Here is a 5,559-nt window from a genome sequence, read left to right as displayed (position 1 = left end):
AGTTAACTTTATTTAAAACATCAGATTGTGTTTACACAAAAATCTTGACACTGCCCTAATAAACTTTGCGGGAACCTCAACAAAATCACTTTCTTCAAAATTACAATTTTTGTCACTCACTTTTAATCATTATATAAAAAGGCTCATCCGAAGATGAGCCTCTTATCTTAATTAAAGATATTATTTTCTCTATTTCATTAATACCACCAAAGTTTTTGGTATCTATGTCCTATTTGTAATGATAAATCTTTTTTATTTTGGTCAGCACCGTTAATATACAATTTACCAGCTTCATACATATCAATCATTTCATTTGGTACACTAGAAATAACTATGCTTCCATTGTTATCACTTTCTACTTGTGAGAATTTCACACTGTAATCTCCTGCCGGAAGATCATCGAAATACCAACGAAGAGTATATGTTTGTAGTGGTACTTCCCAATACAATTCACGATAAATAAATTCATGTTCTCTTACAACTTTATTATCTTTTTTATCTATTATCTCTACTTTATACTTCGAATTATTTTTCTCATCATATGAAGAAATATATCCTCGAACATAATTAAAGCTGCGATTAGCTTTAAACGTCTGTTCTACCTCTGTATCTTTATTAACCCTAACTATTCCATCTCTTAAATAATTATCCGTTGCATAAATACTAATACCATTTATTACACGTGAATCATAATCTAAGTTCATCGAATAAGATGGTCTTAAGAAACTATCGCTTCCTACTTGAAGAGCAAATACTACTCCAAAAGCAATATAAAGTTTTTTCTTATACTTATCAAATATAGTCGTCTCATATCTTTCAGAAAATAGTATTATACCTTTTGCTCCTAGAATGAAAATTATCGGCATCCATGCATAAACATATCTTGGTTTAGCTTCCCAGATTAAATGGAACATAAATACCCCGAAGATTATTATTTGGAATAAGAAGCATGAAGTAATATACTCTTTTCTACGTTTATAGATGTAATATACCATCCCAAAAATAATCACAACATACATCATTTGAGAAAGATATATGAAGAAACTATTATTACTTCCATAGAAAAGTTGCCATAAGAAGCCATCTCCATCTCTTAGTGCACGCGTACCATTCGTATAATTAATAGTACCATCACTCCAATTACCTCTTACTTTAAGAACTACCATAAGTAAATTAAGAAAGATTGGTCTATGAGTTAATCTATTAAAGAATAAGCCCAGGTCATCTGCCATCTTATTTTGACTAAGATATGTAAATTGAAAATCTTGCCAATTATAACTTCCACCTTGAATACTCATTCCCATCATTACCCAGTGCAACATCGGGAATTTATAGCCATCATCTTTCCAAAATCCATAGTGTGCCCACAGCATATCGAATCCTTTTCCAAAGAAGACAAATGCAATTCCAAAGGTTACTAATAATAAAGCTAAATTTTTATACCATTTAAAAAATAGTAAGTACACTATTAACGCTGGTAAAATAATAATTATATTAGATCTTAAGTTCCATGCAAATGCAACTAAAATAGCTACTGCTACAATATGTTTTGTTCTAAAGATAAAGCTTCCATCTGATGGTATAAGAACATATATTATTAAAGCAACCATAATTACCATTAAAGTATCAGAGTAATAGAATAAACTATACATTTGGAAAGGAATGTATAATATCATTAATCCTAAAATTATCGTTTGCTTTTGCTTTGTAAGTAATTTCCCAGCTGTTTTATATGTTAAAAATATTGTCGCCGTTGTTACTAAGAAACAGAATATATGTAATGTCCACACTTCTGACATATGTAAAAATGCAGCTATACGATATATCCAGTATAGAATAATTGTCGGTGTAATATTATTCGGATAAACTAAAAAATATCTTTCACCAGAGAATTTTCCATAATTTAGCATGTAGTGTGCTTCATTTTCTATCTCCGCACCATCTGAAAAGTTTAGTGTATCCATAGATAAAATAATCGCCTGAAATACTAAATATACTAATATAATAATTCTATTATATTTTTTTAATCCAACTTCGTCTGTTGCTAACACTTTTTTTACTGCATAAATAAACAGTATGAAAACCACTGGAACTCCTAACAGAAGTGCCAACGGATTTAATATTCTTTCATATACAAAAGGTGCAACATATGCCCACGTTAAAGCTATTGTAAACAAAGCTATAAACACATATGAAAACACATTATGTAATATTCGCCTCATAATTATCTCCTATCCTTTCTGTTAAGATGATTTGCAAACATTATCGGAGACATTGCTATCATCGTTTTATTTATGAATGTGTCACTATCAAAATAGTTTTTTCTAGATTTTATTAACTCTAAAATTTCTATTTCCTCGGACATATTCTCATACATTCTAAGTACATCAAAAAGTAAATATCCACATAGTAAATTTAAACTATCTTCATACTTTTTATCTTGCTTAAATTCTTCTATTTTATTAAATGCAATCATTATTCTTCTTGTTGAAGCTTCAATCATTGCATTATTTCTTACAGATTTATTTTCTTCTAAATCTTTATAACCAACTTTCGCTACTTGACTTACTTTTCCTGCAACATCAAAGACACGTAATTTGAAGTATAAATTCTCTAAAGCTAACATATCCTCTTGGAATCTTAAACTATAGATATCTAAGAATTTCTTCTTGAAAATACAAGAAGTAATATTATAATTCAAATCACTTTTCAATCTTTTTATTTCTTCAACTAGATAGTTCTGGCCTGTTGAAATTTTCCCATCTAGAATACTTGGATAACCATTTCGTGTTAACATTGCTATATCAAGATTTTTCTGTGATACTTCATTAAACAATAATTCCAAATAATTAGATTTTAATTTTGAATTTTCTTCAACAAAAACTGTATATTCTCCCTTAGAAAAATCTAACGCACAATTCTTCGCCGATGAGTTAGAACCTAGTTGTTTTTTTATATAATTTATTTTATTATTATCTAACACAGCTACCACTTCTTCTATCTTAGAATCTGAAAGGTCGTCAACTACAATTATTTCGAATTCTTGAAAACTTTGATTAAATAAATCTTTTATTATACTTTCTAGTCTATCGACACTTCTATATGCCGCTAAGACTACTGTAATTTTTGTTTTATTCGTTGTTTTTATTTTTTTCGTTAATATTTCATTTCCCAAAAGCATTGTATCTAAAAATATATCTTTTGTTCTATCTAATGTTTTAACCATAATTTATCCTCTATATTTTAAGGTTTTATCATTTTATTATATCATAAATACTAAGTTTTTTCATTTAGTATGAGAAAACAACCAAAAGAAGTGACTCAGAAGACTTGACTGTATTAAATCAATTACTTTGAATCACTTCCTATTTTACTTTTAAAAAATTCTCTATTATATCTGTACTAAATCTACAAAAACAATTTAGAGCGTTCTCTTTCTCTACTTAATTTAGCAGAACGTGCTTTTAGACTTACTAGAATAGCTCCTCCTACAAGAACGATAATTAGATAGATAAATAATATCTTAATATCACGCTCTACCGCTGGAATATATACACCACCTACCGCTTCACGTAGTAAACCTATAGAATATGTAAATGGTACTTTGGGATATAACGTTTGGAAAAATTCTGATGTCATTTGAATCGGGAATGTTCCTCCTGAACTTCCTAATTGTAATACTAACAGCACTATACAAACAGCTTTCCCTACATTTCCTAAAATACACACTATAGTGTAAATAATTGAAGAAAATAGAAGCGAAATCAGTAATGCATATAATACAAACCTATATGGTGAGTTTGCTTGTGTCCCAAGAACATACATATCCCCTAGTGTAATTATTAATGTTTGGAATAACGATATTATTACAAACAATAACCCTCTACCAAAATATTTTTGATAAGGTTTATATTTGTTTTCCTCATCCTCCACCTTCGTAGTTAATAACGAAGACATTAGTAATGAACCAACCCAAATAGAAAGTACTGTATAGAACGGTGTCATCGCTGAACCATAGTTTTCTATATGATAAAGTTTATTCTCTTGAAGTTTAACAGGATTTGCGAAAAACTCTGCCTGTTGTTTATAGTCAACCTTCAATAGATTAAATAGCTGATTTTTATCTATACCATTATCAATCTTTTTAATTTCATCAGTTAGCTTTTGAATTTTACTTTTTGCAGATGGCATTTGGGCTTGTAACGATAATAGTTTTCCGTATGCGTTACTAATTTTCACCTCAGTTTCTGATAATTTTCTCTCTACTGCAGGTAGTTCTCCTTGTGTCCTAGCAATTATGCCACTCACCTTATCAATATTAACCTCTGCCTTGCTAAGAACTTGAGAGATTAAAGGTGCAACTTCAACATTCAATTTAGAACTCATATTTGAAGAAACTTCATTAATTCTAGCAGATTTATTTACAAATTCCTCTTTTACAGTATTCGCTATTTCATCATAATGATCCATCTTATTATAGATATTATTATTTACTTCTTTTATCGTCGTAATATCATTCGATAAAGTAGTTACTCTTTCAAGTTGATTATTAAATAATCTCTCATTCGATAATTTATTAAAATACTCAAAGATATTCTTTACTAATTGTAATCTTTCTGTACTAGCTTGTAATCTGCTATCTAAAGCTTTCTGTCTTGCTTTTATTTCTTCTGTTTTATCTGGTTTCTGTTGTAACTCTTTTGCTATAACATTAGCTTCTTTAGATACTTCCTCTACAACATTAAGATGATTATTAATAATCGGCAATAATCTTTCATTGAAGCCCTGTATATTATTAATAGTAATTCCAGCCTTATCAGCAATCATAATACTATTTGTAGCTACCCTATCTATTTCTGGGAGTGTATTTTGAACATTGTTTAAAATATTATGCCCATATTCCACTTTTCTAATTAATTCACTTAAAGTACTTTCATATGTAGAAAAGTTATCATTTAATTTAAAGATTTCCTGTTTAACTTTTTCTATTGATGGAAGATTTTCTTCAAATTTTATCCCCGCTTCATGCAGTTTTTCAAAAATTATACCATTAGCTGTTTCTACAAAGTTTTTACTAATATTATTAGCTATTGCAGAAGCACCACTGTTTGTTATTTTTGGACTAATCGCATTAATTTTTTCATTAACCGTATACTCTATAGTGGCTCTCTTAGGTTCTGTTCTACTAACAGATGTCATATCTTGACTGAAATTTTTCGGTACAACAATACTCGCATAATAGTCCCCTATTCTTACTCCATCCTCAGCTTGTTGTTTATTAGAGACAAACTGCCAATCGAGATTTTTATTGTTTTTCAATCCTTCAACTAAACTATTACCTAGATTTAAATCTTTTCCATCAACAGCAGCTCCCTCATCTTCTGATGTTACAGCAACTTTTATATTGTTAGTATGTCCATACGGATCCCATGACGATAGTATATTCGGCCATGCATACATTGATGGTAAAAATATTAATCCTACTATAATTATCCACGTATTAGTTTTTCTAAATACTTCTTTTATATCATTTCTAAAAATCTCTATAATATTTTTCAA

Annotated in this window: 3 protein-coding genes; all 3 read right to left on the bottom strand. The window is 29.2% G+C overall.

The window, feature by feature from the left end:
- Positions 1–197: 197 nt before the first annotated feature.
- Positions 198–2,222, bottom strand: coding sequence for a glycosyltransferase family 39 protein (locus RWN11_RS06720; protein ID WP_314160985.1), 2,025 nt, complete (start codon positions 2,220–2,222; stop codon positions 198–200).
- Between the two features lie 2 nt (positions 2,223–2,224).
- Positions 2,225–3,226: a glycosyltransferase family 2 protein gene (locus RWN11_RS06715; RefSeq protein WP_314160984.1), complete on the bottom strand. Its 1,002-nt coding sequence runs from the start codon at positions 3,224–3,226 to the stop codon at positions 2,225–2,227.
- Positions 3,227–3,408: 182 nt separating this feature from the next.
- The coding region (locus tag RWN11_RS06710; protein ID WP_314160983.1) for a YhgE/Pip domain-containing protein at positions 3,409–5,559 on the bottom strand (2,151 nt) is incomplete at its 5' end.

It is taken from the genome of uncultured Gemella sp., from assembly GCF_963519265.1.
Lineage (GTDB): Bacteria > Bacillota > Bacilli > Staphylococcales > Gemellaceae > Gemella.
This window is presented reverse-complemented; position numbering and strand designations above follow the sequence as displayed.

Excerpts from the sequence above, each read along its gene's own strand:
- RWN11_RS06720 (WP_314160985.1), bottom strand. The coding sequence starts at position 2,222 with ATGAGGCGAATATTACATAATGTGTTTTCATATGTGTTTATAGCTTTG.
- RWN11_RS06715 (WP_314160984.1), bottom strand. The coding sequence starts at position 3,226 with ATGGTTAAAACATTAGATAGAACAAAAGATATATTTTTAGATACAATG.